The organism is Pleurocapsa sp. PCC 7327, from assembly GCF_000317025.1.
In the GTDB taxonomy this organism is placed as follows: Bacteria; Cyanobacteriota; Cyanobacteriia; order Cyanobacteriales; family Microcystaceae; genus Hydrococcus.
The window spans coordinates 2,899,685-2,925,177 of record NC_019689.1; the positions used below are offsets into that span (position 1 = coordinate 2,899,685).

Consider the following 25,493-nt stretch of genomic DNA (forward strand, 5'->3'; position numbering starts at 1 on the left):
TCACTAATTCACGAATTAATCGCTAATGACTAAAATACAATTTTCCCAATAAGCTATTCTAGGATGAGTCCTTCTACAACTATAATGTCCGATTCTAATTCTCCTGTTGATGCCAAACCACACATTTTAAATATTCTGCCCGACTTTCCTATCATAGGGCAGCAATCTGCTATTCGCATTCAGCAAAAAATTGACCTGATCCTCTTGGCGATCGAAGCTTTGGAATTAGGAGCGTCAGAGCAGTTTTTAGCAACGGCTAAACAGTTAGATCTTCAGGGGATTATTAAAAATCGGATCGTCCTGTGGCGCTTGCGTTGCACGAATCCTTGGCGGCGTTCTTACCTGCGCAACAGCCTTACCTTGGAGCAAGCAAAAGCGCTTGTCATTATCGCTAGCTATCGAGCCAAACAACTCATCGTTCCCATCCGCAACCTACTGCTTGCCGAACAACAAATGCGAGATAAAGGATTGCCCTTAGATAACCATTTTCTCTTATCGGAGTATCTAGAACAGTTTCGTTCGCACTTTCGCAGTCGCATGAATCCCCGTCGCGCTAAGGTAGCTGTTTATCTCGGTTGGGAAGACGAATTGAACGAACTCGCCCTATCCCTACTTCATCAGCTAATATTTTTTACGGGTACGATGGGCATGCAGCGATTTTGGATTAGTTTGTTTGACGGAGAGGTGGCATGACCATTCGACGACAGTATAGTTTGCCTAACTGTACTTTAATTTTAGAAGGATTGAGCAATGAGGCAGCACCTGCTGACGCAACAGATGCACGACCAATGCTATCAATTTTGGTCAATGCAGAATGTCAGTTTGTTGGCATTAACAAAAAGCTGCACGGCGGACGGACGTTTTTGGAAAATTTAGTCAAAGCGGTCAGTGCCTATGCCCAGGAGTGTCTCAGCGGAGTTCGCCACCCCCAGGACTCTCGGGAAAATGGCGATCGCATTTATTTAGAAAAAATTGAAGGAACTAATCTGCACCGCCTCACGTGGCAACCCGCAGAAGACGCCAACGAACAACCCGTCGAAATTGAATTAACGACAGTGCAGTTATTCGATCTTGTAGAAGCCGTCGATCAATTTGCTGCCGACACTCGCACCTTACCCGATATCTCGATCGAGTTAAAACCCCTATCTCGTCGCTACCGTAAACCCGACGAACCTATCGCCCAAAGAGCCATTCCCGCCACATTAGGAGTCTTGGGATTAGCGTTGACTGGGTTTATTGCTTTCTTGCTCCCCATTCCCGAAGTTCGCAAACCCGAACCCGAACCCCAAGCAAGTCCGACACAAACGACTCCGAATTCTCAGCCATCTCCTCCTGGTAATCCCCCAACACCATAGTTCGGCTATTAGTGATTGCTTTCTAAAGTAATGACAATCTTGCCAACTGCGCGACCGCTTTCACTATAGCGATGAGCCTCAGCTATTTCTGATAAGGGATAAGTGCGATCGATAACGGAGCGAATCTTATCGGCTTCAATTAATTGTTTTAATTGAGCCAAGTCCTTACCACTTGCTTTGGCAAAAAATAATTTCGCTTTTTTCCCTGGAATTAAAGAAGTCAAAAAACTATTCACAAGAACGTCAGGGCTTGGCAAAAGAGCGATATAAATCCCTTGAGAAAGTAGATTATTTTTACATTCAGAAAAAGAGCGTTTGCTCACCACATCAAAAATAATGTCGTATTTTTCAGTTTCTTTCGTAAAGTCTTGTTGCGTGTAATCAATGACTCGATCTGCGCCTAAGCTTTTTACCAATTCCACGTTTTTTGTGCTACAAACTGCCGTGACTTCTGTTTCCCATGCCTTAGCAATTTGCACTGCAAATGTCCCTACACCGCCCGATGCGCCGTTAATGAGAACTTTTTGACCTCTTTTTATCTCTCCTGCATCTCGCAGGGCTTGTAGGGCAGTTGTAGCAGCAAGGGGAACGGCAGCCGCTTGTTCGTGAGTGATGTTATTTGGTTTGAGGCAAACAAACTGTTCTGCAACGGCTACATATTCAGCATAAGCCCCGCCGGGAATAGAACCGAGATAGGCATAGACTGCATCTCCGGGCTTGAATTTTGTCACTCGATCGCCGACTTCTACCACTTCTCCCGAAACGTCAAACCCTAAAATTAATGGAAATTTATAGCCTGTCAGGAATTGAAGCATTCCCTGTCTGATTTTCCAATCGATGGGATTGACGCTACTGGCATAAATTTTGATTAGCAGTCGATCGCTTTTTAGAGAAGGCTTTTCGACATCTGCGTATTGTAAGACATCAGCAGAACCGTACCGATTAATGATGATTGCTTTCATACTTTCACCTGTTGCGATCGCTCCCTCAAGTTTTCCTAGGGGCTTCTCTATACAAGTTGCCATTGTTTCTTGAGCAGCGCTAAAAAGGTGGCGTAGCCTGCCGAAAACTCGAATTTGGGCGGATCGGGAACGAGATATTCGGGAAACTCCGTATAGGGCCGCCATTTTTCTGAGGGATCGTGCCGTAGATATAGCATACTCGCATCGGTTGCGCCGTCAGGTTTCCAAGTCATTTGACCTGGGGTGCGATCGCCCATAAAAATCTCCTTACACTCAATCTTACAACCATGTCTTAAGAGTTTTTTACATTTTGACAAATAGCTAGCTAGCTTCTGTAAGCATTTATACTTATTTTTTCTCGATTGCTTCGAGAAAAAGATTTACGCTCAATCTTTAGAATAAATGTAGATATTTACAGGCGAAGATTATGAAGTTAACTTGGCTCGACAGTAATTCTTGGCTGATCGAACTGGCTGGAAAACGCATCCTCCTCGACCCCTGGTTAGTTGGTTCTCTAGTCTTTGGCAATCTCTCGTGGCTGTTCAAAGGGGAAAAAAACGTCTCTCGTCCCATTCCCGAAAAGATCGATTTGATTCTACTGTCCCAAGGATTAGAAGATCACGCCCATCCTCCGACACTCAAACTACTCGATCGCAATATTCCCGTCGTTGCTTCTCCCAATGCAGCTAGGGTAGTTCGAGAGTTAGGATACGTACAGGTAACGGCTTTAGCCCATGGAGAAACTTTTACCTTTGCCAATCAATTAGAAATCAAAGCCGTTCCCGGTTCTCCTATCGGACCGCAGTTAGTTGAAAATGGCTATTTGCTAAAAGATCTAGAAAACGGTCAAACAATCTATTACGAACCTCACGGCTATCATTCTCCTTCTCTCAAAGAGAATGCACCTGTCGATGTCGTTATTACCCCGATTATCGATCTAAAAATCCCGCTTCTAGGTTCGGTCATTAAGGGACAACAGAGTGCCTTGGAAGTATGTAAATGGTTGCAACCTCAAGTCATCGTGCCAACAGCAGCAGGAGGTGACATAACCTTTGAAGGATTGCTGATGTCCGTGCTTCGTGCTGAAGGAAGCGTCGAAACATTTCGTGCTTTGCTTGCCAAAAATAACCTCTCGACGCGGGCGATCGAACCAAAACCGGGCGAAGCATTTGAAGTAGAGTTAGAAAAAAGGGCTGTTAGCCTTTGATCGTTGGGTGGGTTGGCGAAACGCAACCCACCACCACCCAGTTCGTCAAGCTGCTTTAGCTTGGGCTTGTTGTTGCAGGAAATTAACAATTGATGTTTTCTCCAAAAGTCCAACAACAACGCCATTTTCACCAACAACCGTTAGCTGTTGTAGATTTTTCTGTTCTAGTAGTTTAACGACTTCTAATAGAGAGCGATCGGCGCTAATCATTTCCATTGCTCGTGATGGTTGAATGAGTTCGCTAACTCGAACTTCTGTCCATTTAGAAGTGGGAACTTTTTTCAGGTCATCGACGGCAAGTTCTCCTAATAATTGTCCGGCTTCGTTAGTTACTAAAAACTTTTTCCACTGGTTCTGTCCAATGACATAATCATTGGCAAAGTCCCGCAGCGTTAAGGTAGCAGGGACAATTGGACTATTAGGGATAACGGCATCTTGAGCCGTGTATTGACTTAAAGTTTCTTGAATTCTAGCCGATTGAGCGGAGAAACCAGCATTTTGTAATAGAAATAAACCAATTAATAGCGTCCAAAAACTACCAAATTGGCTCAGTCCTAAGATAGATAGTCCGCCTAAAATTACGGCTAGCCAACCAAAGAATTGACCGACTCTACTGGCAAAGATAATACCTTTATTAGGGTTTCCTGTAATCTGCCAAACGATCGCTTTAAGAACGTTGCCTCCATCTAGGGGTAAGCCAGGAATTAGGTTAAATAATCCCAAGATTAAATTAATTGAAGCGAGTAAGTAAACGATCGCTTCTACGGGAGAGGGCAGAGATAAGTTGTTGGCGAGAATTGTAAATAGACCGAACAGAAATAGACTAACAACTGGTCCTGCGATCGCGACTAAGAAAGCTTGCAAGGGACTATTCGATTCCTTCTCTAACGTTGCCAATCCGCCAAAGAGAAATAAAGTAATCGATCTAACTTTAATTCCTTGAGCGATCGCAACGAAACTATGTCCTAGTTCGTGGAATACCACAGAAGCAAATAATAACAGTGCGGCAACAAATCCTAGAATCCAGGGTGTTATTCCTGTGAGTTGAGGAAATGATGTTAGTTCTCCCCCGTAACTCAAAGTTACTAAGCCCAGGACAAAAAACCAGGAAGGATTCACATAAAAAGGAATCCCAAATAAATTGCCGACGCGAATGTTGCCATTCATGAGATAACCTCTGAAAATTTTGAATTTTGAACCCGCCCGCAGTATGAATTCCGAAGACGGCTGAATTTGTTATTGGCTTCTGTTTAAATTGTAACGAAGTGTTAAAAGCAATTAAGTTTAGCTATTTTAGTAAAAACCGTCCAAAAAAGTTCGGTTAGGTAAGAGAAGAAAGTTATTGATTTAATTTAAAAAGATTAAAAGGCAAGATTGTAAATCCAAGCTTAATTATTCGAGAAGCTCCCTCGAATCGAGAGTTAATGCTTGTATAATTAAAAGTTTCTACTACTCTATTGCCAAGAAAAAAAGGGTTGAGAGAAAAGAAATGGGGATTAAAGACTTAAAAGGCAGAGATATTTTAGGTATAGCAGACTTGAGCGCGGCAGAAATTAAAGATTTGTTGCAACTCGCCGCCGACCTGAAAAGTGGAAATCGATCGCCTGTTTGTAACAAAATCTTAGGATTATTATTTTACAAAGCTTCTACTCGCACTCGCGTGTCTTTTACCGTTGCCATGCACCAACTTGGCGGTCAAGTCATCGATCTCAATCCCAACCTCACTCAAGTTGGCAGGGGCGAACCTATCTCAGACACAGCAAGGGTTTTAGATCGCTATATCGATATTTTGGCAGTGCGAACCTTCAAGCAAACCGACTTGGAAGAGTTTGCTCGCTATGCCCAAATTCCGATTATTAATGCCTTGAGCGATCTAGAGCATCCCTGTCAAATTCTAGCGGATTTATTGACGATTCAAGAATGTTTTGGCAAGATTTCAGGCGTTACGGCAACTTTTCTCGGCGATGGCAATAATGTCGCCCATTCCTTCATTCTCGGCGGTGCCTTAATGGGCATGAAAATTCGCATAGCTACCCCAGAGGCACATAAACCAGAACCCGCTATTGTAGAAAAGGCAAGGCAATTGGCAGTAGACGGGGCGGAAATTATCATTACTGAAGACCCCATTGAGGCAGTGAAAGGATCGCAAGTGGTTTATACTGACGTTTGGGCAAGTATGGGACAAGAAGCTTCAGCTGAGTCGAGAATTCCCATGTTTCAACCTTACCAAGTTAACGAAGAAATTCTCGCTCATGCGGATTCGGATGCGATCGTACTGCACTGTTTGCCTGCCCATCGAGGAGAGGAAATTACTGAAGCTGTCATTGAAGGCAAGCAATCGCGGGTATGGGATGAGGCAGAAAACCGCATGCACGCCCAAAAAGCTTTGTTAGTTAGCTTGTTGGGAATTGAATAATACTATTTGGTTGGTTTGGAATTATTTGCAAGGGCGAATCGCGATGCACCCCTGAAATCCCTTCTCCCACAAGGAGCGAAAGGACTTCAGGCAAAAGTCTTAAGTTGAAAGCCCTTCTCCCGCTCTGGGAGAGGGGTTGGGGGTGAGGGCGATTTTTTTAGATTTAGGACGAGAAATGCGATCGCTTTAATTATTCTTCTATAGCAATACGAAGCTCACAACTATTGCTTTTCAAGACGCGAAGCGCCCAAAAGAGTAACAGCTCTTTTGCACTCACTACTCGATTAGAACGCTTATTCTGGTTCTATTTCTAACTTTAATCAAAATAGAATAAATTGTTATTGACAATGAAATTTTCTATGATTTTAAAGAAAAAAATTACTTTAATTAACAATCAGCACTAATATAAAGTCAATCCCGTAAATAAATATAATTTCTTAGGAATTGTCCATTTGCAATTGTCAATTTTTCGATGGCTCTAAATGCTAAAATTAATATATTTGAGCTTCTTAGATTAAAACATCAAAGATCGAACATTCTAATAACCTAGTCAGCCTTACTAAAAAGCCTCGCTCGGAATTGGAGTTAATTAACTGTGGTTATTCAAGTAAATTCTAATCAAGCTTATGAAGCGAAAACTCAAGAGATCGCCAGACAGCTTTTAGCATCGACGCGGGAGAGGCGTTCTCTCTGGGCACAGGTACGCGACCAAATGCGCTGGGACGATAAACTTCTCGACTGGGCAATGAGCAATCCTGGCTTGCGGGTTCAACTATTTCGCTTCATCGACTGTTTGCCGGCTTTGCGCAGTAATGCCGAAATCGCCCGCCACATGCAACAGTACTTAGGAGAAGAATCGGTAGAACTTCCGTCGGCACTGAAAGGCATACTCAATTTCACCGATCCCAATTCTGCTCCGGCTCAATTAGCAGCCGCAACGATTAGCAAAGCAGTAGAAGCACTAGCTTTTAAATATATTGCTGGGGAGACCGTTCCACAGGTTATTAAGACTATCGATCGCCTGCGTAGAGAAAAGATGGCGTTTACCATCGACTTACTCGGAGAAGCCGTCATTACAGAGGCAGAAGCGAAAGCCTATCTGCAAGGCTATCTGGATTTGATGGAACAACTAGCCCAGGAAGCGCAAAGATGGTCGAAAGTGCCAGAAATTGACGAAGCAGACGGAGAACCGCTCCCAAAAGTTCAAGTGTCCGTGAAATTAACAGCTTTTTACTCCCAATTCGATCCTATCGATCCAGAGGGAAGTCAGGAAAAAGTTTGCGATCGCATTCGCATCCTTCTCCGTCGCGCCAAGGAATTAGGGGTAGCGGTTCACTTCGACATGGAACAATATGTCTACAAAGATTTGACCCTTGCCATTCTCAAAGAATTGTTACTCGAAGAGGAGTTTCGCACCCGTACCGATATCGGAATTACCATACAAGCCTATTTACGCGACTCGGAACAAGATTTAAAAGATGTCATCGAATGGGCAAAGAAACGGGGCAACCCGGTAACGGTTCGCTTAGTCAAAGGGGCATACTGGGATCAAGAAACGATTAAATCCCTCCAGCGTCATTGGCAGCAGCCAGTATACAACGAGAAAGCTGCTACTGATGCTAATTTCGAGCGTTTAGCCCAGTTATTGCTAGAAAACCACGAATATTTATATGCGGCGCTCGGCAGCCATAACGTGCGATCGCAGGCATTAGCCTGTGCCATTGCCGAAACTCTCCAAATTCCTCGTCGTCGCTTCGAGATGCAAGTTCTCTACGGAATGGGCGATCGCTTGGCACAAGCTTTAATCAAACGCGGTCATCGAGTACGAGTCTATGCACCCTACGGAAAACTTCTTCCTGGCATGGCATACTTGATTCGCCGCTTGCTGGAGAATACGGCAAACAGTTCTTTCCTCAAACAAAGTCTGGAAGAACGTCCCGTTGAAGAATTGATCGCCCCACCCGTCTTTAGAGAGGGGGGGACGGAAAGACGGAAAGACGAAGAGACTTTCCCTGGCGCACCCGATACGGATTATGCTAACGCCGAATTGCGCGAGGCAGCCAAACAAGCTTTAGTTAAAGTTCGCAATTCCTTGGGGAAAACCTATTTACCTCTGATTAATGGGGAATATGTCCAAACTGAGACAGCGATCGATTCGGTCAATCCGTCGAATCCCAGCGAGATTGTCGGCAAAATTGGCTTAATTTCTGTCGAACAAGCCGAAAGTGCGATAGAGGCGGCAAAAGCTGCTTTCCCCGCCTGGAAGAAGACTCCTGTTAGAGTGCGAGCAGGAATTTTGCGCAAAGCCGCTCAAATAATGGAACAACGTCGCCACGAATTGAGCGCTTGGATCTGCTTAGAAGTGGGAAAAGTCTTGCAACAAGCCGATGCGGAAGTCTCGGAAGCGATCGATTTCTGCCGCTACTATGCCAAAGAAATGGAACGGTTGGATCTGGGGCACAATTTTGACGTTGCCGGAGAAACTAACCGCTACCTTTATCAACCGCGAGGCGTTGCCGTGGTCATTTCTCCTTGGAATTTCCCCATCGCCATTGCTACAGGAATGACGGTAGCTGCATTGGTCGCTGGCAATTGTACCTTACTCAAACCCGCCGAAACTTCCTCCGTCATTGCCGCTAAAATAACCGAAATCCTCCTAGAAGCAGGAATTCCTAAAGGAGTTTTTCAATTTGTCCCTGGCAAAGGTTCTCAAGTAGGCGCTTACATGGTGAAGCATCCCGACATTCATTTAATCGCCTTCACGGGATCGCGGGAGGTAGGCTGTCGTATCTATGCCGACGCATCCATACTCCAACCCGGACAAAAACATCTCAAACGAGTCATAGCCGAGATGGGCGGGAAAAACGCCATTATCGTCGATGAAAGTGCCGATCTCGACCAAGCGGTAGCTGGCGTGGTGCAATCGGCGTTTGGCTATAGCGGGCAAAAATGTTCGGCTTGTTCGCGGGTTATCGTTCTCGATTCCGTATACGATGCCTTTGTGGAACGGTTTGTCGAAGCCACGCGATCGCTCAATATCGGTGCGGCAGATTTACCCAGCACCCAAGTTGGTCCAGTTATCGACGCAACTGCACGCGAGCGCATTCGGGACTACATTGCCAAAGGCAAACAGGAAGCCGAAGTTGCCCTAGAAATGGATTCTCCCGAAAACGGCTATTTCGTCGGTCCTACTATCTTTACCCATGTTTCTCCCACGGCAATTATTGCCCAAGAAGAGATTTTTGGGCCCGTAGTCGCACTAATACGGGTAAAAGATTTTAATGAGGCATTAAAGGTTGCTAACGGAACCGATTACGCCCTCACGGGTGGTTTATATTCTCGCACTCCCGACCACATTAAACGGGCTGGCGAGGAATTTGAAGTCGGCAACTTGTATATTAACCGAACGATTACGGGCGCGATCGTCGCCAGACAGCCCTTTGGCGGGTTTAAACTCTCTGGAGTCGGTTCTAAAGCCGGAGGTCCCGATTACTTACTGCAATTCCTCGAACCACGCCATATTACTGAGAATATCCAACGTCAGGGATTTGCGCCGATCGAGGGAGCAGAATAAGTTAAACCGAACTGGTAGGGTAGATAACGAACTGAACGCTTGCTCGTTTTCATGGGGGACTTGGTGCCGAAGTAAATCCGGCACTTTAAGCGCCCTCTCACCGGCTGAAAAGATAGAGGCATTCAACAACGCTTTTCGGTAACTTTTATTTCAGATTAGCTCTCGTGTCTCGAACAGCCACCCAAAAGAACAATCCGGTTAAAGGAATGCTCGCCGCTAGAATAATTCCGGTCGTGACATTTCCTAGTTCTGGCGTTCCTGAAGACAGTTCAAAGACCGAACCCACTCCAGCGATCGCTGCAATACAAGAACCCAATAAAAATACGCCGCTTTTCGGTGTCACTGTTATTACTCCTAGTGCGAGATAGACTTAACCGCCCCAAGCGAAAAGCCGTTCTTCTTCAATTCTTCTGTCAATGCTAAGCTATTTTCGACGCGATCGACAAACAGAACTCCTTCGAGGTGATCCATTTCGTGTTGGATGACGCGAGCAAGAAATCCCGATGCTTTAAGCTTGCGAGGTCGTCCCTGTTCGTCCTTAAACGAGACTTCAATCGTTTCTGGACGAGTGACATCCATATACACGCCGGGAATGCTCAAACACCCCTCTTCAAAGTCGCACAATTCGCTCCCGTAGCTGGTAATTTGCGGGTTAATTAAAACCAGAGGAGGATTGGCGGGATTATCTGGTTCGCAGTCGATAACGATTAATTGTTTGTGAATGCCGACTTGAGGAGCTGCCAAACCGACGCCGTTAGAGCTATACATGGTTTGCAGCATTTCTTTGGCGAGTTGCCGCACGCTGTCGTCTACCTTAGCAATGCGCTTAGCAGGCTGGCGCAGGACGCGATCGCCCAAATAATGAATTTTTAAAGGGGGTTTTTCTAACTTTTTTTTCTCTACAGCGATTCCTGAAGTCATGAACTGACCTATCTAGCAATAGTTATGGCTATATTTTTTTCAATTTTAACTAATATTAACAGGGATTGGATCTTCCGGTTTTAGGGGTTTGCCGATCGCAAGGCTTGGTATTGACAAAAATGGCTATCTGTGAATAAAAACTGGTGAGCGATCGATTTAGATTTTCATGAATTGGGCAAAAGCATCGAGAAAAAACACTCGATGTAATAAAATAAGATTATTTATTGCAAAAACTCGACAAAACTTAGCAAGTCATTGGCAGTAACTTGATTAAGTTCGCCAAATGCGTCAAATGATAATTTTGACGTTTGAATTGTTAGTTTAAGTAAATTTCGGGGAACTCTTTATAAAGAGAGAGTATCTTAGTCTTGTCAGTTGCAAGCAACGACTGAAATTCGGCACTCGATGCGATAACGGCGATCCAGAATGAGCTATTGTGTAAATCCCTCTTGTTCTCAACCGAAAAACCCCAAAAATGCCGAGGTTTGTCAAGCTTGTGGCTCCAGTCTGATCTTACGCGGACGTTACCGAGTTTTAGGGATCTTAGGCAAAGGGGGATTTGGAGCAACCTTTGTCGCAGTCGATCTCTCGCTTCCCGGCAAACCCTGGTGCGTCGTCAAACAACTGCGCCCCTCGACTGACGACCCTGCCTTATTCAAAATGGCAAAGGAGCTTTTCGAGCGAGAAGCGGAAACCTTGGGCAGAATTGGCAATCACCCGCAGGTTCCCAGATTGCTAGACTATTTTGAAGACAGGCAGCAGTTTTATTTAGTCCAAGAATACGTTAAGGGACACAACCTTCATCAAGAAGTCAAAAAGAACGGTCCCTTCAGCGAGGCAGGAGTTAGACAGTTTTTGAGCGAAGTCTTACCCATCCTACAATATATCCATACCCAACGAGTGATTCATCGGGATATCAAACCCGCTAACATCATCCGCCGCGAAGAAGATCGCCAACTCGTCTTGATCGATTTTGGGGCAGTGACCAATCAAGTCAACTCAGTGGCCAACAGTGCGTCTACTCAGACGGCTTTCACGGCCTTTGCCGTTGGAACGGCAGGTTTTGCCCCACCAGAACAGATGGCAATGCGTCCCGTTTTTGCCAGCGACATTTATGCTGTTGGCGTGACTTGTCTTTATTTACTCATTGGCAAATCTCCTAAAGATTTAGGCACCGATCCGACTACCGGAGAAATTACCTGGGAAAGATGGATAACGGTAAGCGAGTCGTTTGCTAAAGTATTGAAAACGATGCTGGAGGTGTCTGTTCGTCACCGCTATAAAACTGCTAACGAAGTGCTACAAGCGCTCGAACTGGTTCCCTATAGCGAGAGTTTGGCGCAGAGCATGATTAATGCACCCAATTTAGAGAAAGGAACGGGCAATTCTGCTATTCTGGCTACTACACCCATCTCAAAAATAGGAATGGGCGATCGCACTCGCATCGATCGCGCTACTCGGACGAGTGCCAATCCACCTACCCCTAATCTTCCTAGTAAAGCTGCAGCTGGATCGAATTTCTCTGCCGCTCTCAACTATCAAATGTCTAGTAACTATGCCATCGACAAAAATCGATTGGCTAGTCCGTCAAAATCACCAGCCTCTAAGAAACCCGTACCTAAATTAGATGCTAACAGCATTGTAGAAGGTTATAAAAATGGCAGGCGAGATTTTGCTCAGCAAGAGCTGAATAACTTGAATTTAAGCAGAGCTAGCTTGCCCGGTGCGATTTTTCATCAATCCCAGTTGAACCAAGCCAATTTTCAAAGGGCAAATTTGGCGAACGCGGATTTTGGTCATGCCAATTTAACTCATGCCGATTTGCGAAATGCGAATTTGAGTCGGGCATATTTAAGTTATGCCGATCTTAAAGGTGCCGATTTGCGAGGAGCCGATCTGAGTTTTGCCCATTTGACTTATGCCAATTTGAAAGGAGCAAACTTATGCGGGGCAAATCTTACTAACGCCAAAGTAACAGAGGAGCAACTCGTTTATGCAAAAACGAATCGCTCGACCATTATGCCAACGGGAAGAAAAGGATTTTGGTAAAATTCTTAGCGATCGATATAATTATGTCGATTTAGGGGGAATTTTACGAATTTCTGAATAAAAAGCGGTTCGACTGAAGCCATGAGCATTTTTCACCAAGCTAGTTCTCAACCGTAAATTGGGACTGGCAAACCAGAGGCGTTCTTCTAAATACGTTTTGTCTTTTTCAATAATTAAAGTCAAAGCTTGGTCATTGCCCAAGACAAAGCTACCCAAGCTTATCGTTGTCAGAGGCATTCCTGCCGCAAACAAAAGTTGGCCGGTTTGAGAATTATCGCGATCGGGAACTAGGATCGTGACTGAAGAACCACTTTGCTTGGGTTTTCCCCAATCTACCGAGTTATCCCACCATGTTTTCGTTCCTCCTAGGGTGTGGCTGGGGTCAATTTTATGTTGCTGACAAAGGGTTATTATTTCCGGTCGATCTCGGGATAGTCTTTCTACAGTCAGGTCTGCTTTGTGATTTTCAACTTTTGTTTCATCTAGATGATAACTCGTGCGCTGAGAAAACCATTTACCCGCACACAGTTCGAGAAATTCCTCAATTTCCATGAATGATTCGCAAACGCTGTTCTTATCAGTTGACTCAATGAATCGTCAGAATGGACTTTATCAATTCTACCGCTGTTGTTATCCTTTATTGTTCCGTTGACCCTTCTTCAAGTCGCTCTAGGGATAGGGTGGCCGCTTGACTGACTTGAGGATGAGGATCTTTGGCTAAAAATTTGAGCGCAGAAATGCTTTTTTCCGTTTTGAGGTTGCCCAAAGCTTCTGCCAGACGCTGGCGAATCAGCCAATCCTCTGAAGGAGCAAACTGGAGAAGGCGATCGACAGTATCTACTGCTTCAATTTCTCCCAAAGCCGCGATCGCGGCTTGGTGTAAGACGGCTTCCTCGCTTTCTAGCGCTTTTAGCAAAACTTCCTTAGCGCGAATATCTTTGAGATTTCCCAAGGAAACCGCCGCACTAAAACGCACTAACCATTCCGTATCTTCGTAAAAGGCACGCACTAGCGGTTCAAAGGCGCGTCCGTCTTCTAAATAACCCAAAGCGCCCGCTGCGTCGGCTCGAATGCCGTAATCGGGATCGGTCTCTAGAAGCTTCACCAAAATCTCATAGCATTCTTCCGTCTGCTTGACTCCCAAGGCAAAAACTGCCATGGAACGCACTGGCAAGATTTCGTCGTAGAGAACTTTTTTAATCAGGGGGACTGCATCTGCGGCTGGGAATTGTCGCAACGAGACTAGTGCCAACAGGCGATCGCGAGAATTGGGACTTTCGAGTTGGACGGCGATTTGTTCTAAACTCGGCTGATTCATCAATTTATTTTTTGTCCAGCTACACCGATGTTACTAACTATATCGCTATCAACAGGGAGAGTGCGAGTGTCAGTGATTGGTTCTCACTATGAATCCAGGACTGTCTACTTTTTCATTGTCTCCTCTCCCCGGAAAACTTGCATTCTATCTTAGGGATGCGTTTCTCTTGCGCGTTTGCTCGATAAATTCCCAGATTGTTTGAAGATACTGCATCCCTCCCAGTTCAGCCGTATCGTTGTGTCCTGCATTAGGCACTAACAGCAGTTGTTTGGGTTCCGGTGCAGCCTGGTAGAGTTCTTGGCTCATTTTAACAGGGATTATCTCGTCAGCCGTGCCGTGAATAAAGAGGATTGGCATTTGCAGCGATCGCACTTTGGCAAGAGAATCGAATCGCTGAGTCAGAATCAAATCTACGGGGAACAGTCGATACAAGCTGACCTCGTCTACCACTGCCCTTACGGACGTGAAAGCCCCTTCTACGATGATACCCGCGATGTCGGGGTGTCGTGCCGCCATTTCAATGGCGATCGCGCCACCTAATGAATGACCGTAAAGAAAAATGTTTTTGGGCGCAATCCTTCGCTGTTGAGTTAAATAAGTCCAAGCTGCTTCCGCATCCTCGTAAACAAGGGACTCATTGGGAAATGGTCCCGAACTTTTGCCATAACCGCGATAGTCAATGAGCAATACGGATAGTCCTAACTGGTGAAAGCGAGAAGCGCGATGGACGTTATCGCCGATGTTGCTTCCGTTACCATGAAAATAGAGCAAGACGGGAGCTTCGGCTTTTGGGGATCGTATCCACCAACCATGTATTTTCCCCGTTGAGACGGGCAACCAAACTTCCTCATAGCTGAGATTGACTTCTGCTGGCGTTGTTGCGATCCCGGCAGGCGGAAAAAAAATCATTCGCGTCTGCCAGAATTTCAAAAACAGGCAGACTCCGATGTAGACAGTTGCTAAGATTCCTCCTGTAACGAAAATTCCTTTGACCAAAGCTAAAGCAGTAATTTTACCCACAGTTGTCAAACTAGGAATGTCTTTCTTGATTGCGTTACTCCCTACTTTTCATATGATAAGTGCAACCATAAATTAAGTTATTGTCATTGCTTCAAAGTGCTGGCTAAACCTGCTCCTAATATTAGGTTTCATGGTTATTGAATCTAATTCGAGCTTATGATTTTCGATTGCTGATTTAGTTCAACTAATTTTCTTCTACTTTTGTAATACAAGCTGCCTCTAATAAAATGAATTTTTCTGTTGAGACAACAGAACAGCGATCGCTCAATTTTTCTAAGGCTGGTATTTCTCCTTTCTCTAGTCGATTAATTGTTGCAAATACGCTATCTCTAAAAGAACTCCGGGTCAGCCATTCTTGTTTCAAAAGATAGTCTGGCTGAAAAGAATTGCGTTCTATCAACAAAAAGTCAATACTATATTTTTGAATAATGCTTTTAGTAACCGATAAATCAGAGCTATATTGAGCGCGAATTGTATCAATCGTTCTTTGCTGGATTCGATTGTAATAAGCTGGATGATAGGCGAGAGCAAATTCTCGACTTGCTAAGAGCGATCGCTGGGAAAAAGCAGGGATATTATCGGCTTCTTGTGCGATAGAAGCAACTAAGATATTTTTAGGCTGCTTGGATAAAAATTCATAGACTGCTGGCGCATCTCCAACTATCCAGGTTTGAAATAAAAATAGAACCCCAGAAGGAATTGCTGGAACGATTATTACTATTGTGGCAAACAAGGCAACCAGTCCTAATAAAAATGATTCTTTTCTAGTAAATTTTGCTTTTGTTAGCCTTTTCTTAGATAGCCAACGCCATCCTGATTCTAAAAGAACGAGTAAGACAATTCCTGCTGCTATTGGCATCACAAATCGAATGCTGTGATGAGTATAGCGACTGGGAAGATGGAGTTTTGGCAGCAACAAATGAGCTAGAAAAAACATTCCCAAAGAAGCAATAACAATTTGCCAGAGAATCTTCGCATCTTCTGTGACAAACTTGGCTAGCGAGAGTTGTGACTTATGCCAAAATGGCAAGGCAAAAGCAAACCAGACAATTGAAGGAAATAAGGGAAGTTTTATGCCGCTAGAACCCATAAAAATAAACCAAATTGGATTGACTCCAAAATATTGATTTCTTCCCCTAAATCCAAATTCAGGCATGGCTTTCATTTGCGCCAAAGTGACAACCGTTGAAAATTCTGAGCGATCTAGAATAAAAGGGAGCAAAACGACAAAAGCCACTCCTAATCCAGATAGCCAAAAAAAATAATCTTGTCGATCTTGAGAAAGTTGAGGTAATCCTCTTTGCCAGCGAAATAATCGCACTGTGAGAATAGCAACTTCCACTAATAATAATTGTGGATAAAATAAACCTTGTAGGGCAACAGAAATTAAAATGGGGATTAGCGATCGCTGAACTAAGTAGTATAAGAAAGCTGCAAAAAGAGGATAGACAAACGATCTAGGTGTAGCTGAAATTAGATCGTCATTATTCCAAATGACTTGATTAAAAAGTAGGCTAATTAGAAAAGCACCGCTGGGAATAGGAAAGATTTTAAGAGAGAAAAAGAAAAGATAGACAGTTGCGATAAATCCTAAAACTAGCGGTAAGATTTTAGCGAGTAAGATTGACTCGATCCCAAGCTTTGCCATGCTCCAATAGAAAAATTTATAGCCAACTGGAGCAAGAGTCTGAAAGTAGTCAGCAATGAGATCGTTAGGAAACAGTTGAGGATCGACAAATCTTTGCAACCAGACGACATGTTGTCGAACATCATCCTGAACGATGTAATCTTGACTGAATCCATGACCTATGGATACGAGTCCGAAATACAGGTTAACGCTAAGACTTAAACTAAACCAAAACGAAGTATTGGGATGGCTGAATAATTTTGAAGACTTGATCGGCACCCATAGTTGTTTTAGAGAAGTAATCGAGGACATTTGAGTTCGTCGAGGAAAAATTTAGAGAGATTTGACAAATTACTGTATCATTTATCCGTTTTAAGCTTATATAAATCCAATTTCTCATGCGATCGCGATCGCAGCTCTCTTCAACAGGGAAAGAAATGCGAAAATTAGATACAGCAAAAAAAAATCCAGTAATATAACCGCTAATTAGACGAGCAAAATTGAAAAAAGTTACCCATACTAGAGCAAATTGTCATAAAAAGCTCTAGATTTTAACTTGTGTGTAGAAAGAGAATATTCTTGTACTTGTAAAGACTTGGCAATAGCAAGCCCTTGCAGTAAAAAGGTTACTAGAAACTTACGCGAGGATAGTTGAGCCTTTAAAATAGTCTTGCAACTGTCGATCGTGATCGTGGGAGAGGTTGCCCAGAGGCAAATCCTCTGGCAAAAATGCTTTAGCATCGGAGACTTCCAAAGTATCTCCAATAGCTAAAGCCCCCCGAACTTCTGCTTCGATAGAAACTGTAATCGAATGAATTCTGGGATCGCGGTCTGGTGAAGAGTATACGCCAACTAATCGCCGAATCTTGACCAGTTCTAATCCGGTTTCCTCTGCCAACTCTCGACGTGCAGTCGTCGCAATATCTTCTCCCCAATCCACGATTCCTCCTGGCAAAGACCATTGACCCGTATCGCGCCGACGAATTAAGATGATTCGTCCATCTGGCAGGATCGGGATAATCGTCGTTCCCGTGACTGGATGGCGGAAGATAATGCCGATTACGGTTGAAATAAATCGCCAAGCACGAAGCATATATGAGTTATCGGTATTGTTATCAGTAGGGATGTATTCTTATCGCGACGGACGCTCGAATGATTTGCCCCTAGGTGGCAAATCCGCATCTTTGTAAGCCGAATAGGTTTCCAGAAGCTAGTTCTCAACTAAAGATTTAGCTGTAGCCAGAGCTTGACGAACTTGCTCGAAACCCGTCCCGCCATAACTGTTGCGAGCTGCAACCACTTGTTTGGGAGCGATCGCTTCGTAAATATCTCCTTCAAAGGCTGGATGCAATTGCTTCCATTCCTCTAGGGTTAAGTCTTTGAGCAATTTACCCGCAGCGAGACTGGTCTTGACGACTTTCCCTACTAAATTATAAGCTTCCCGGAAAGGAACTCCTCGCGCTGCTAAATAATCAGCAACATCCGTCGCATTGGAGAAATCCTCAGAGACTGCCTCTGCCAGTCGTTCGTCTCGAAATTCCAATCCCTCATCCAATAAAATCGTTATTGCCTCCAGGCAAGCTCGCACAGTTTTAACCGCATCAAAAAGGGCTTCTTTATCTTCTTGCAAGTCTTTGTTATACGCTAATGGCAGGCCTTTCATCAAAACTAGCATTCCTTGCAAGTGTCCAAAGACGCGTCCGCTTTTCCCGCGTACCAGTTCGGGTACGTCGGGGTTTTTCTTTTGCGGCATAATGCTCGAACCCGTGGCACAGCTATCTTTGAGGGTAACGAAATTGAATTCCTGAGATGCCCAAAGGATAATTTCTTCGCTTAGGCGACTCAGGTGAACCATAATCAAGCTAGCAGCACCCAGAAATTCGATCGCAAAATCGCGATCGCTCACGCCATCCAAACTATTGCCATAAACGCCCTCAAAGCCTAATAGATTGGCGCTGTATTGGCGATCGATGGGAAAAGTCGTTCCAGCTAATGCACCGCATCCCAAGGGCAAAATATTCGTTCTAGAGCGAATCTCTCCCAGGCGTTCCCAGTCTCGCTGCGCCATTTGAAAGTACGCTAGCAAGTGATGGGCTAAACTTATCGGTTGCGCTCGTTGTAGATGAGTATAGCCGGGGATGAGGGTTTCTACGCGAGCTTCGGCATGGCGCAGGAGAACCCGTTGAAACTGCCGCAATCGATGCCGGATCTCGTCGATGCGATCGCGCAGATAGAGGCGGATGTCGGTGCCTACTTGGTCGTTGCGCGATCGCGCCGTGTGTAATTTTTTGCCTACATCGCCGACGATTTCTATCAATCGTCGTTCGACGGCAAAGTGAACGTCTTCTTGTTCGATGCCGGGATTAAATTTGCCGTTTCGATATTCTTGACGAATCTGTTCCAATCCGGCGACTAACTGCCCAGCTTCCGATCGCTCGATAATCCCCGTATGGGCAAGCATTTTCGCATGGGCAATCGAACCCGTTATGTCGTATTCGATCAGTTCGATATCGAAACCGATGCTGGCATTGAAACGGGCGATCGCGGGATGCAGCGTCCCTTCAAAGCGATCGCTCCAAGTCTTTTTTTCTGTCACGGCAAACTACTATATCGCTCCCAATGCGAAATTAATATGCGGTAAAACTCCGAAAAATATAGCCGAGAACGAACCCGATCAGCAATGCCCAGACTTGACCCGATTCAATAAAGTTATTGAAGGCATCTTGCATCTGAGCCAAAACATCGACATCTTTATCTATTTTGGCGATTATCGACACTGCGTATTGAGCGCTCGATGCGGTTGATGTTTCTTTTGCGGGAAGAAAAGTGATAAATTGGCTTCTCAGGTTCTGTTTTTCCAAATTCTCCATGGAGATTTATTCCTCTAAATATAGCTTACTCCGAAGATTGTACCCGCATCACCACTAAGGTCATATCATCCCCATTACTATTTTCTCCGCTAACGAAGCGATCGACTTGCTCGAATAGATAGTCGAGAATTTCTTGAGGGCTGTGACATTGCTGGCAGGCTTGCCGAAAAGCTTCTATCAAGCCTTTTTCTTCAAAGCGATCGCCGTTGGGGTTTACCGCATCGGTAAACCCATCCGTGTAGTAAATAATGGTATCTCCTGGCTTTAGCTGAACCTTGGCATCTTCGTATTGAGAATCGGCATCCACGCCAATCAACATTCCATTTGTATCCAAGCGTTCGATTTCTTGGCTAGAAGTTCGCCACATGAGCGGGGGATTGTGAGCAGCATTACTATAAGAGAGAATTTGACTTTGAGGGTCGTATTCTGAATAAAATAGGGTGACAAAGCGATGAGACTCGTCTAAATCGGCATACATGACCCGATTTAAGTGTTGCAGAATTTGAGCTGGAGAATGACGGTTGAGAACTTCTGCCCTCAGCATGCCTCTGGTCATGGTCATGATTAAACCTGCCGGAACTCCTTTGCCCATCACGTCGCCGATGACGATACTCCAGGGAACGCAGCAGGCAGTTTGTTTGTCAATCTTGCCTTCTTGGGTTTGCCGCAGTTGGTCGTAGTTAGTGGGAATGAAGTCGTAGTAGTCTCCGCCGACGCGATTGGCATTTCTGCACCTAGCAGCTAGTTCGACCCCTTGTATTTTTGGGCATTTCCTGGGTAGTAGGCGTAGCTGAATTTCTGAGGCAATTTCTAGTTCTCGATCCTGACGTTCTTTAGAGCGCAATTCGACAGTCAATTCATTATTGGCGATCGCTACGGCTGTTTGATCGGCAACTAGCTGAAGTAACTTCCGCCGAGTTTGAGTCCAAACGTAGTCTGGATCGCTACTAAAGATATAAAAACGCCCTCTCTCGACATTTTTGACCAAAACTGGCGTGCTGTAGAGTCGTACTTGAGGTCCCAAAGCCTGCCTGATTTGCTCGTCAAGCAACGATGGTAATAGTAAGATAGGCGAATTGTTCGAATTTTTGTTTCTTTGGTTTTCTGAGGTATTGGCTTGACGAATCACGCCATCGAGCAGGCGACGAAGTTCTTGAGTTGCCTGATGTTCCTGACAATGTAGCTGTTCTAGGGATATCTGCCCGTTCGATTTCAACAAAATCAGAGCGCTGCCGTCAGCATCGGTGACTCGTGCCGCCATTAATGGCGTTAACTCCAAAAATTGATTGAGGTTATTAAAGCTACGCAAAGCAAAGCCCAGAGAACTCAACAAATTTTGAATTTTGTTTTGTTCTCGGTACAAACTTGCTACCAGTTCCTTCAGTGCCAATACTGGCGTAGTTTCAGTTCTGACACCACTAGGGTTTGCATTCTTATCGGTTGAAGAGGGCTGGCGGGGAATAGGCACAGCAGTCATTGCACTTAGAAAGCATTAATTAGGCTTACAGTAAAAATTTATGAGTCAGGCAAACTAGGCGTATAAGTCATGCTTGCCCAGTTCAAACTACCACTATAGTAGATACGAAACTAAATCCAACCAAACTAGAGTTGATACATAATAGCGCTCATTGGTACTCCTGCCAATGCCCCTAGACAAAAATCTGAAAATTTATCTCGATCGGGATAAATTTATGTTTGACTTAGTTGTTTGTTCTATTCGCCATGCTTTCTAATCTGAAAAAAAATCTGACATTAGGTATAGCGATCGCCTGTCTTCTCCTAGTTCATGCTAGCTATACTTTAGCCAACGAACCGCCTAACAATTCAACTAGGCTGACCCAAGCAGAGATATCCCAACAGATAAAAAACTTACCTGGCTGGACGCTCGAAGATGGGCAGCTTCGTCGTACCTATTCTTTCAGCAATTTTGTCGAGGCGATCGCTTTTGTCAATCGCTTGGTAGCACCTGCCGAGGCAGCAGGACACCATCCAGACTTATCGATTTCTTACAATCGAGTTACTGTCAGTTTGACTACCCACGATGCAGGGGGACTAACCCAAAAAGACTTCGAGCTAGCCCAAATTATTTCTCAACTATTTTCTCAGACTCAATCGGAATGAATCTAGGCAAACGAACAAGCGATCGCTCGTTCGCAAATGCGATCGCCTAAAAAAGGTGTTTTACAAGTTGGTTTCTTAACAAGACTTCATCATATTTTTTCTTCTTTGTGACTTTTATTCGAGATTTCTTCGCCAAACAGCTCGTCAAATCCATCGAGATCGAGATGTCCGTTTGAAGAAGTCTCTGAAGACTGAGCATCTGTTTCTTCAGTTTGGAACATATCTAATAACTCTTTTTCGGAGCCACCAGTATTTTCCTGGAAGAAGTTATCCAATTGGTCTAATTGTCCATTCCGATCCGAATTAACTTGCGAGTCAGAAAAGAAATCTCCCCAATCCGAGTCGTCTGCTGACGTGGCTTCATCTGTTGGTTCGATGGTTTCTTGAGTAAAGCTCTCAAAACTAGTCATTTCTGACGGCGCTTCGGCGCTTGCGTCAGAGAATAAGTCGCCCCAATCCGACTCATCTGCTGAGGCGGCTTCGCCTGTTGGTTGTGGGGCTTCTGGAGGAAAGCTCTCGAAGTTAGCCGTTTCGGCTGCTGATTCGGTAGCAAAGGAGTCTAGGGATTCGGGTTCCAAGCTCTCCAAGCTAGCTGTTTGTGGGGAAGCTTCGGCGGTCGAGTCAGAAAAGAAATCTCCCCAATCCGAGTCGTCTGCTGACGTGGCTTCATCTGTTGGTTCGATGGTTTCTTGAGTAAAGCTCTCAAAACTAGCCATTTCTGACGGCGCTTCGGCGCTTGCGTCAGAGAATAAGTCGCCCCAATCCGACTCATCTGCTGAGGCGGCTTCGCCTGTTGGTTGTGGGGCTTCTGGAGGAAAGCTCTCGAAGTTAGCCGTTTCGGCTGCTGATTCGGTAGCAAAGGAGTCTAGGGATTCGGGTTCCAAGCTCTCAAAGCTAGCTGTTTGTGGGGAAGCTTCGGCTGAGAACGTGTCTTGGGGGACTTCAGCTACTGGTTCAGTAAAGGAGTCTAGGGATTCGGGTTCCAAGCTCTCAAAGCTAGCTGTTTTGGCTTCTTGTGCTGGGGTTTCTGAGACAAAGCTGTCGAAGGCTGCAACATCTTGCTCGGACTCTAGTATAACTTCAGCGACTGATTCTGCTACAGGTTCTTCTGTCTCCTCGGACGCTGATGACCCAAAAGCAGCAGCAGCGGCTCCAGCTACTGCGGCGGCTCCAGCAATGGCTGCCGTTCCTGCTATCGATTCTGTTGGTGAAGGAGGATGTTCTTCTTGGGCTACTGCCAGATTAGAATTCTCTAGCACAACAGCCCGACTAGCCTGTTGCAGTTCTTGAATTTGAGTTTCATAAATTAGCTCGTAATTCTTCAATTCGAGCTTGATAAGCTGCTTCGATTTCCTCAAGTTTAGACTGATGGGCTTGCTCTAATGCTTGAATTCGATTTTGATAAGATTTTTCAATTTCTTCTGGCGATTTGCCTTGAGATTGTTGAAGTTCCCGAAGTTGAGCCTCAGTTTGTTCTAAGGCTACACGGGCTTGCTCTAATCTATGTTGCGTATTTTCTAACTGGCGCTTTTGTAACCAATATAATAAGCCTGCTCCTAACAGAAAACCAATAATACCAACAAATACAAATTCCATAAGTGCCTCCAAAATGAGTAAGTTATTCTTTATTAGGTAATATGCCCAATATTCTCGATCGAATTACAGAACTTTATCTATTGACAGTTTTCTTATCTAAGATATTTGAATACGTCACAAGTCACTTCTATATCTATGCAATTGTCGATATAAGGCTTACAAATATAAAGAAAATCTTTAGATTTGATCGTAAGAATTTTATAACTTAAGAACTCTGCTGTATTTCTTCGTAAGCGGCATAAACACCCCTAACATTGTGCCAATTTAAAAAAATTCGCGCAATTTCTAGGGCAAGTTGAGATTTACCGCGATCGATTAACCATTGCAATAATGGAGCCATGCTATGCTCGTTAAATCTGCCTCCGCAGGAGAGTAACCCCCACAGAAGGCGATGAAGCCAAGTCATCTGGATCATCATTCGTACTTCCCAAGTAGGATGCTTTTGGTAAAAAAGAACTCCCATGCGTCCGCGATGAATTTCTTTTTCGATCAGTTTGGGAATTTGGTCTAGGCTAAAAGGAGGATGCCAATGATAGCCAACAGCAGCCGGACATTTGATCAATTTGAGTCCTAATTTTTTGAGACGAACGCCTAATTCCAAGTCTTCCCAACCGTAAAGTTGAAAGCGGGTGTCAAAAAGTCCGGCTTGTTCGAGCCATTTCCGGGCGATCGCAACATTGCCAGTAGCAAAATAGGCGGCTGAAAAGTCAGTTAGTTTATAGGGTTCAGCAGTAGGATTGTCGAAATTACAGGTATTGATGACCCAGCCGTAGGTAAAAAGGCGATCGCTGCCTAGTTGTTTTTCTCCTTTCACCAAGGCGTCAGCGTGTGCCTGAAGAAATTGCTCGGTGACAATTAAGTCGCTATCGATAAAGATAATTATATCTCCTTTGGCTTGCTCGACGCCTAAATTTCGAGCTGCCGCAGCTCCTTGACGAACCTGAGAGAAACAACGGACGCGAGGAAATTTATCTGCACGATCTGCTAACCATCCCAACGTTCCATCGGTAGAACCGTCATCGACCAGTACAACTTCATAGCTGCTAACTTTAGTATCAGTCAATTGCTGATTTTCTAAAGCTACTAAGCATTTTTCTAAAATCAGCTTCCGGTTATAGGTGGGGATAACAACGCTGAAAAACACGATTAATCTGACAATGAAACTGCCTTGAGTTTTCTTAATTATCAATCAAATTTGCACAATCGGAAAAATTTGTGGCAGAAAAAGTTGGGAGAAAAACATAGTTTAACATCTACTGGATCGACTACACTTGAGGATAAACTCGTCCCTTCCAGGCTCCCCCTTGCCCTCGCCAATAACGAACGGCAGAATCAATTGTCATCAGTATATAAAGAAAAGCGATCGCGGGCAAATAAAATGCCCATAGGGAGGAGATTTTGTACAGTCTAATGGTTGGCAAATATGCAACAGTCATAAGCGACCAAGTAAATAAGCTAGTTATAGCGGTTATCCAATCTCTCGTCAATATGCTTATTACCAAGCCTATCGGAGAAACTAAATAGGTTAAAACCATACCGAGCAATGTAGCGAGTAACAACCAAGCTGAATAGTTAAGCTGTGTAAAAGCTGTCCGTGCGATCGTATCCCAGATCCTAGACAAGGAAGAATAGGTTCGCAAGCTATGAGTAGTGGTTGTCAATCCTAACCAGATTGATTTTGTTCGATCTGATTGACTGCTAGATTTTACTGCTTGGGCTAGAGTACAATCATCGATCAAAGCTTGTCGGACTGCTTGAATGCCACCAATACACTCTAACGCCTGACGCTGGATTACAATGCATCCTCCGGCAGCGGCAGCAGTAGGATTATTAGGGTCATTTACCCAAGCAAAGGGATAAAGTTTTTGAAAGAAAAAAACGAATGCCGGAATCAGAAGTTTTTCCCAAAAAGTCTGACATTTTAACAACACCATTAAAGAAACTAAGTTTAGATTGTCTCTTTGAGCCTTAATAACTAGCTGACGAAGATTGGTAAGGTCATGCTCGATATCGGCATCCGTAAGCCAAAAATAATCGGGCAATGGCGTTATTTTTTGAGCCTGACTAATTCCTTGTTCTATTGCCCAAAGTTTCCCCGTCCAACCCGGCGGTAAAGGTTGGGACTCAATGACTTTTAATTGCTGGGGTTTGCTTGATTTTTCGGCGACTTCTTTAGCTAGGTTTGCCGTTCCATCCGTACTGCGATCGTCTACTAAAATGACAGAAAAAGAGCCAGGGTAGTCTTGATTCAAAACCGATCGCAATGCGATTGGCAGCAATTCAGCCTCATTACGAGCAGGAATTATTGCCGTGACTGAAGGATAAGATTCTAGTTCGATTGTCTGGGGTTTAAAACGTTGATTCGATCGCCAAAATTGTCCGCGAAATCCTAATAAATATATCCAGATAATTGCGGAGATAATTATTAATGATAAAAAAATGCGATCGCTCATTTCT

At 44.5% G+C, this 25,493-nt stretch carries 24 protein-coding genes; 7 read left to right on the forward strand and 17 right to left on the reverse strand.

All coding sequences use genetic code 11. The features are described 5' to 3' along the window. Positions 1–63: 63 nt before the first annotated feature. Positions 64–693, forward strand: a complete 630-nt coding sequence (locus PLE7327_RS12925; protein ID WP_015144274.1) for a DUF3038 domain-containing protein — start codon at positions 64–66, stop codon at positions 691–693. After that, positions 690–1,355, forward strand: a complete 666-nt coding sequence (locus PLE7327_RS12930; protein WP_015144275.1) for a DUF4335 domain-containing protein — start codon at positions 690–692, stop codon at positions 1,353–1,355. The genes PLE7327_RS12925 and PLE7327_RS12930 overlap by 4 nt, the downstream gene beginning before the upstream one ends. Before the next feature lie 8 nt (positions 1,356–1,363). On the opposite strand, the gene PLE7327_RS12935 is transcribed toward PLE7327_RS12930, so the two are convergent. Continuing rightward, positions 1,364–2,317: an NAD(P)-dependent alcohol dehydrogenase gene (locus PLE7327_RS12935; protein WP_041392114.1), complete on the reverse strand. Its 954-nt coding sequence runs from the start codon at positions 2,315–2,317 to the stop codon at positions 1,364–1,366. A gap of 47 nt (positions 2,318–2,364) precedes the next feature. Further along, positions 2,365–2,574, reverse strand: coding sequence for a hypothetical protein (locus PLE7327_RS12940; protein WP_015144277.1), 210 nt, complete (start codon positions 2,572–2,574; stop codon positions 2,365–2,367). A gap of 170 nt (positions 2,575–2,744) precedes the next feature. On the opposite strand from PLE7327_RS12940, the gene PLE7327_RS12945 reads away from it, so the two are divergent. Beyond that, positions 2,745–3,524 carry an MBL fold metallo-hydrolase gene (locus PLE7327_RS12945; protein ID WP_015144278.1) on the forward strand — a complete coding sequence of 260 codons (780 nt, stop codon included), beginning with the start codon at positions 2,745–2,747 and terminating at the stop codon, positions 3,522–3,524. Between the two features lie 45 nt (positions 3,525–3,569). Here the strand turns inward: PLE7327_RS12945 and PLE7327_RS12950 are convergent, their stop codons facing one another. Continuing rightward, entirely contained in the window at positions 3,570–4,691 is a 1,122-nt protein-coding gene (locus PLE7327_RS12950; protein WP_015144279.1) for a site-2 protease family protein, read from the reverse strand. A gap of 322 nt (positions 4,692–5,013) precedes the next feature. Between PLE7327_RS12950 and argF the strand changes: the two genes are divergently transcribed. Both argF and pruA read left to right on the forward strand, forming a co-directional pair. Further along, positions 5,014–5,940 (forward strand): ornithine carbamoyltransferase, encoded by a 927-nt coding sequence (gene argF / locus PLE7327_RS12955; protein ID WP_015144280.1) that lies wholly within the window; start codon positions 5,014–5,016, stop codon positions 5,938–5,940. A 595-nt stretch (positions 5,941–6,535) separates the two neighbouring features. After that, entirely contained in the window at positions 6,536–9,514 is a 2,979-nt protein-coding gene (gene pruA, locus PLE7327_RS12960) for an L-glutamate gamma-semialdehyde dehydrogenase (RefSeq protein WP_015144281.1), read from the forward strand. Positions 9,515–9,659: 145 nt separating this feature from the next. On the opposite strand, the gene PLE7327_RS12965 is transcribed toward pruA, so the two are convergent. Together PLE7327_RS12965 and def are read right to left on the reverse strand one after the other, a co-directional pair. Further along, complete coding sequence (locus PLE7327_RS12965; RefSeq protein WP_015144282.1) at positions 9,660–9,857, reverse strand: hypothetical protein; 198 nt, start codon at positions 9,855–9,857, stop codon at positions 9,660–9,662. Between the two features lie 11 nt (positions 9,858–9,868). Beyond that, complete coding sequence (gene def / locus PLE7327_RS12970) at positions 9,869–10,435, reverse strand: peptide deformylase (RefSeq protein ID WP_015144283.1); 567 nt, start codon at positions 10,433–10,435, stop codon at positions 9,869–9,871. Between the two features lie 426 nt (positions 10,436–10,861). On the opposite strand from def, the gene PLE7327_RS12975 reads away from it, so the two are divergent. Continuing rightward, positions 10,862–12,484, forward strand: a complete 1,623-nt coding sequence (locus PLE7327_RS12975) for a pentapeptide repeat-containing protein (RefSeq protein ID WP_015144284.1) — start codon at positions 10,862–10,864, stop codon at positions 12,482–12,484. 21 nt (positions 12,485–12,505) lie between these two features. Here the strand turns inward: PLE7327_RS12975 and PLE7327_RS12980 are convergent, their stop codons facing one another. The 8 genes from PLE7327_RS12980 to PLE7327_RS13015 form a co-directional block, all read right to left on the reverse strand. Then, complete coding sequence (locus PLE7327_RS12980; protein ID WP_015144285.1) at positions 12,506–13,036, reverse strand: phycobiliprotein lyase; 531 nt, start codon at positions 13,034–13,036, stop codon at positions 12,506–12,508. Between the two features lie 85 nt (positions 13,037–13,121). Further along, the gene (locus PLE7327_RS12985; protein WP_015144286.1) at positions 13,122–13,802 is read right to left on the reverse strand and encodes a HEAT repeat domain-containing protein; all 681 of its coding nucleotides are present in this window, start codon (positions 13,800–13,802) and stop codon (positions 13,122–13,124) included. A gap of 144 nt (positions 13,803–13,946) precedes the next feature. After that, positions 13,947–14,822, reverse strand: a complete 876-nt coding sequence (locus tag PLE7327_RS12990) for an alpha/beta hydrolase (RefSeq protein WP_015144287.1) — start codon at positions 14,820–14,822, stop codon at positions 13,947–13,949. A gap of 184 nt (positions 14,823–15,006) precedes the next feature. Then, positions 15,007–16,761: a hypothetical protein gene (locus PLE7327_RS12995; protein WP_015144288.1), complete on the reverse strand. Its 1,755-nt coding sequence runs from the start codon at positions 16,759–16,761 to the stop codon at positions 15,007–15,009. Between the two features lie 325 nt (positions 16,762–17,086). Then, on the reverse strand, positions 17,087–17,542 hold the full coding sequence (locus tag PLE7327_RS13000) for an NUDIX hydrolase (RefSeq protein ID WP_015144289.1): 456 nt from the start codon (positions 17,540–17,542) through the stop codon (positions 17,087–17,089). Between the two features lie 117 nt (positions 17,543–17,659). Then, the gene (gene argH, locus PLE7327_RS13005) at positions 17,660–19,045 is read right to left on the reverse strand and encodes an argininosuccinate lyase (protein WP_015144290.1); all 1,386 of its coding nucleotides are present in this window, start codon (positions 19,043–19,045) and stop codon (positions 17,660–17,662) included. Between the two features lie 31 nt (positions 19,046–19,076). Next, positions 19,077–19,319 carry a hypothetical protein gene (locus PLE7327_RS13010; protein WP_015144291.1) on the reverse strand — a complete coding sequence of 81 codons (243 nt, stop codon included), beginning with the start codon at positions 19,317–19,319 and terminating at the stop codon, positions 19,077–19,079. Positions 19,320–19,344: 25 nt separating this feature from the next. Beyond that, the gene (locus tag PLE7327_RS13015; protein WP_015144292.1) at positions 19,345–20,796 is read right to left on the reverse strand and encodes a GAF domain-containing SpoIIE family protein phosphatase; all 1,452 of its coding nucleotides are present in this window, start codon (positions 20,794–20,796) and stop codon (positions 19,345–19,347) included. A gap of 245 nt (positions 20,797–21,041) precedes the next feature. On the opposite strand from PLE7327_RS13015, the gene PLE7327_RS13020 reads away from it, so the two are divergent. Next, positions 21,042–21,440 carry a 4a-hydroxytetrahydrobiopterin dehydratase gene (locus PLE7327_RS13020; protein ID WP_015144293.1) on the forward strand — a complete coding sequence of 133 codons (399 nt, stop codon included), beginning with the start codon at positions 21,042–21,044 and terminating at the stop codon, positions 21,438–21,440. An 89-nt stretch (positions 21,441–21,529) separates the two neighbouring features. On the opposite strand, the gene PLE7327_RS13025 is transcribed toward PLE7327_RS13020, so the two are convergent. From PLE7327_RS13025 to PLE7327_RS13040, 4 genes are all read right to left on the reverse strand, one after another. Continuing rightward, entirely contained in the window at positions 21,530–22,765 is a 1,236-nt protein-coding gene (locus PLE7327_RS13025; protein ID WP_041392116.1) for a hypothetical protein, read from the reverse strand. Further along, complete coding sequence (locus PLE7327_RS13030) at positions 22,740–23,036, reverse strand: hypothetical protein (protein ID WP_041392118.1); 297 nt, start codon at positions 23,034–23,036, stop codon at positions 22,740–22,742. Before PLE7327_RS13030 ends, PLE7327_RS13025 begins: the two co-directional genes overlap by 26 nt. A 205-nt stretch (positions 23,037–23,241) precedes the next feature. Then, the gene (locus tag PLE7327_RS13035) at positions 23,242–24,180 is read right to left on the reverse strand and encodes a glycosyltransferase family 2 protein (RefSeq protein ID WP_015144294.1); all 939 of its coding nucleotides are present in this window, start codon (positions 24,178–24,180) and stop codon (positions 23,242–23,244) included. 121 nt (positions 24,181–24,301) lie between these two features. Next, entirely contained in the window at positions 24,302–25,489 is a 1,188-nt protein-coding gene (locus PLE7327_RS13040; protein ID WP_015144295.1) for a glycosyltransferase, read from the reverse strand. Positions 25,490–25,493: the final 4 nt, after the last annotated feature.

Excerpts from the sequence above, each read along its gene's own strand:
- PLE7327_RS12975 (WP_015144284.1), top strand. The coding sequence starts at position 10,862 with ATGAGCTATTGTGTAAATCCCTCTTGTTCTCAACCGAAAAACCCCAAA.
- PLE7327_RS12995 (WP_015144288.1), bottom strand. The coding sequence starts at position 16,761 with ATGTCCTCGATTACTTCTCTAAAACAACTATGGGTGCCGATCAAGTCT.
- PLE7327_RS12985 (WP_015144286.1), bottom strand. The coding sequence starts at position 13,802 with ATGAATCAGCCGAGTTTAGAACAAATCGCCGTCCAACTCGAAAGTCCC.
- PLE7327_RS13020 (WP_015144293.1), top strand. The coding sequence starts at position 21,042 with ATGCTTTCTAATCTGAAAAAAAATCTGACATTAGGTATAGCGATCGCC.
- PLE7327_RS12930 (WP_015144275.1), top strand. The coding sequence starts at position 690 with ATGACCATTCGACGACAGTATAGTTTGCCTAACTGTACTTTAATTTTA.
- PLE7327_RS13040 (WP_015144295.1), bottom strand. The coding sequence starts at position 25,489 with ATGAGCGATCGCATTTTTTTATCATTAATAATTATCTCCGCAATTATC.
- argF (WP_015144280.1), top strand. The coding sequence starts at position 5,014 with ATGGGGATTAAAGACTTAAAAGGCAGAGATATTTTAGGTATAGCAGAC.
- PLE7327_RS12925 (WP_015144274.1), top strand. The coding sequence starts at position 64 with ATGAGTCCTTCTACAACTATAATGTCCGATTCTAATTCTCCTGTTGAT.
- PLE7327_RS13030 (WP_041392118.1), bottom strand. The coding sequence starts at position 23,036 with ATGGAATTTGTATTTGTTGGTATTATTGGTTTTCTGTTAGGAGCAGGC.
- PLE7327_RS13000 (WP_015144289.1), bottom strand. The coding sequence starts at position 17,542 with ATGCTTCGTGCTTGGCGATTTATTTCAACCGTAATCGGCATTATCTTC.
- PLE7327_RS13015 (WP_015144292.1), bottom strand. The coding sequence starts at position 20,796 with ATGACTGCTGTGCCTATTCCCCGCCAGCCCTCTTCAACCGATAAGAAT.
- PLE7327_RS12945 (WP_015144278.1), top strand. The coding sequence starts at position 2,745 with ATGAAGTTAACTTGGCTCGACAGTAATTCTTGGCTGATCGAACTGGCT.
- PLE7327_RS12940 (WP_015144277.1), bottom strand. The coding sequence starts at position 2,574 with ATGGGCGATCGCACCCCAGGTCAAATGACTTGGAAACCTGACGGCGCA.
- PLE7327_RS13010 (WP_015144291.1), bottom strand. The coding sequence starts at position 19,319 with ATGGAGAATTTGGAAAAACAGAACCTGAGAAGCCAATTTATCACTTTT.
- PLE7327_RS12980 (WP_015144285.1), bottom strand. The coding sequence starts at position 13,036 with ATGGAAATTGAGGAATTTCTCGAACTGTGTGCGGGTAAATGGTTTTCT.
- PLE7327_RS12950 (WP_015144279.1), bottom strand. The coding sequence starts at position 4,691 with ATGAATGGCAACATTCGCGTCGGCAATTTATTTGGGATTCCTTTTTAT.
- def (WP_015144283.1), bottom strand. The coding sequence starts at position 10,435 with ATGACTTCAGGAATCGCTGTAGAGAAAAAAAAGTTAGAAAAACCCCCT.
- PLE7327_RS12935 (WP_041392114.1), bottom strand. The coding sequence starts at position 2,317 with ATGAAAGCAATCATCATTAATCGGTACGGTTCTGCTGATGTCTTACAA.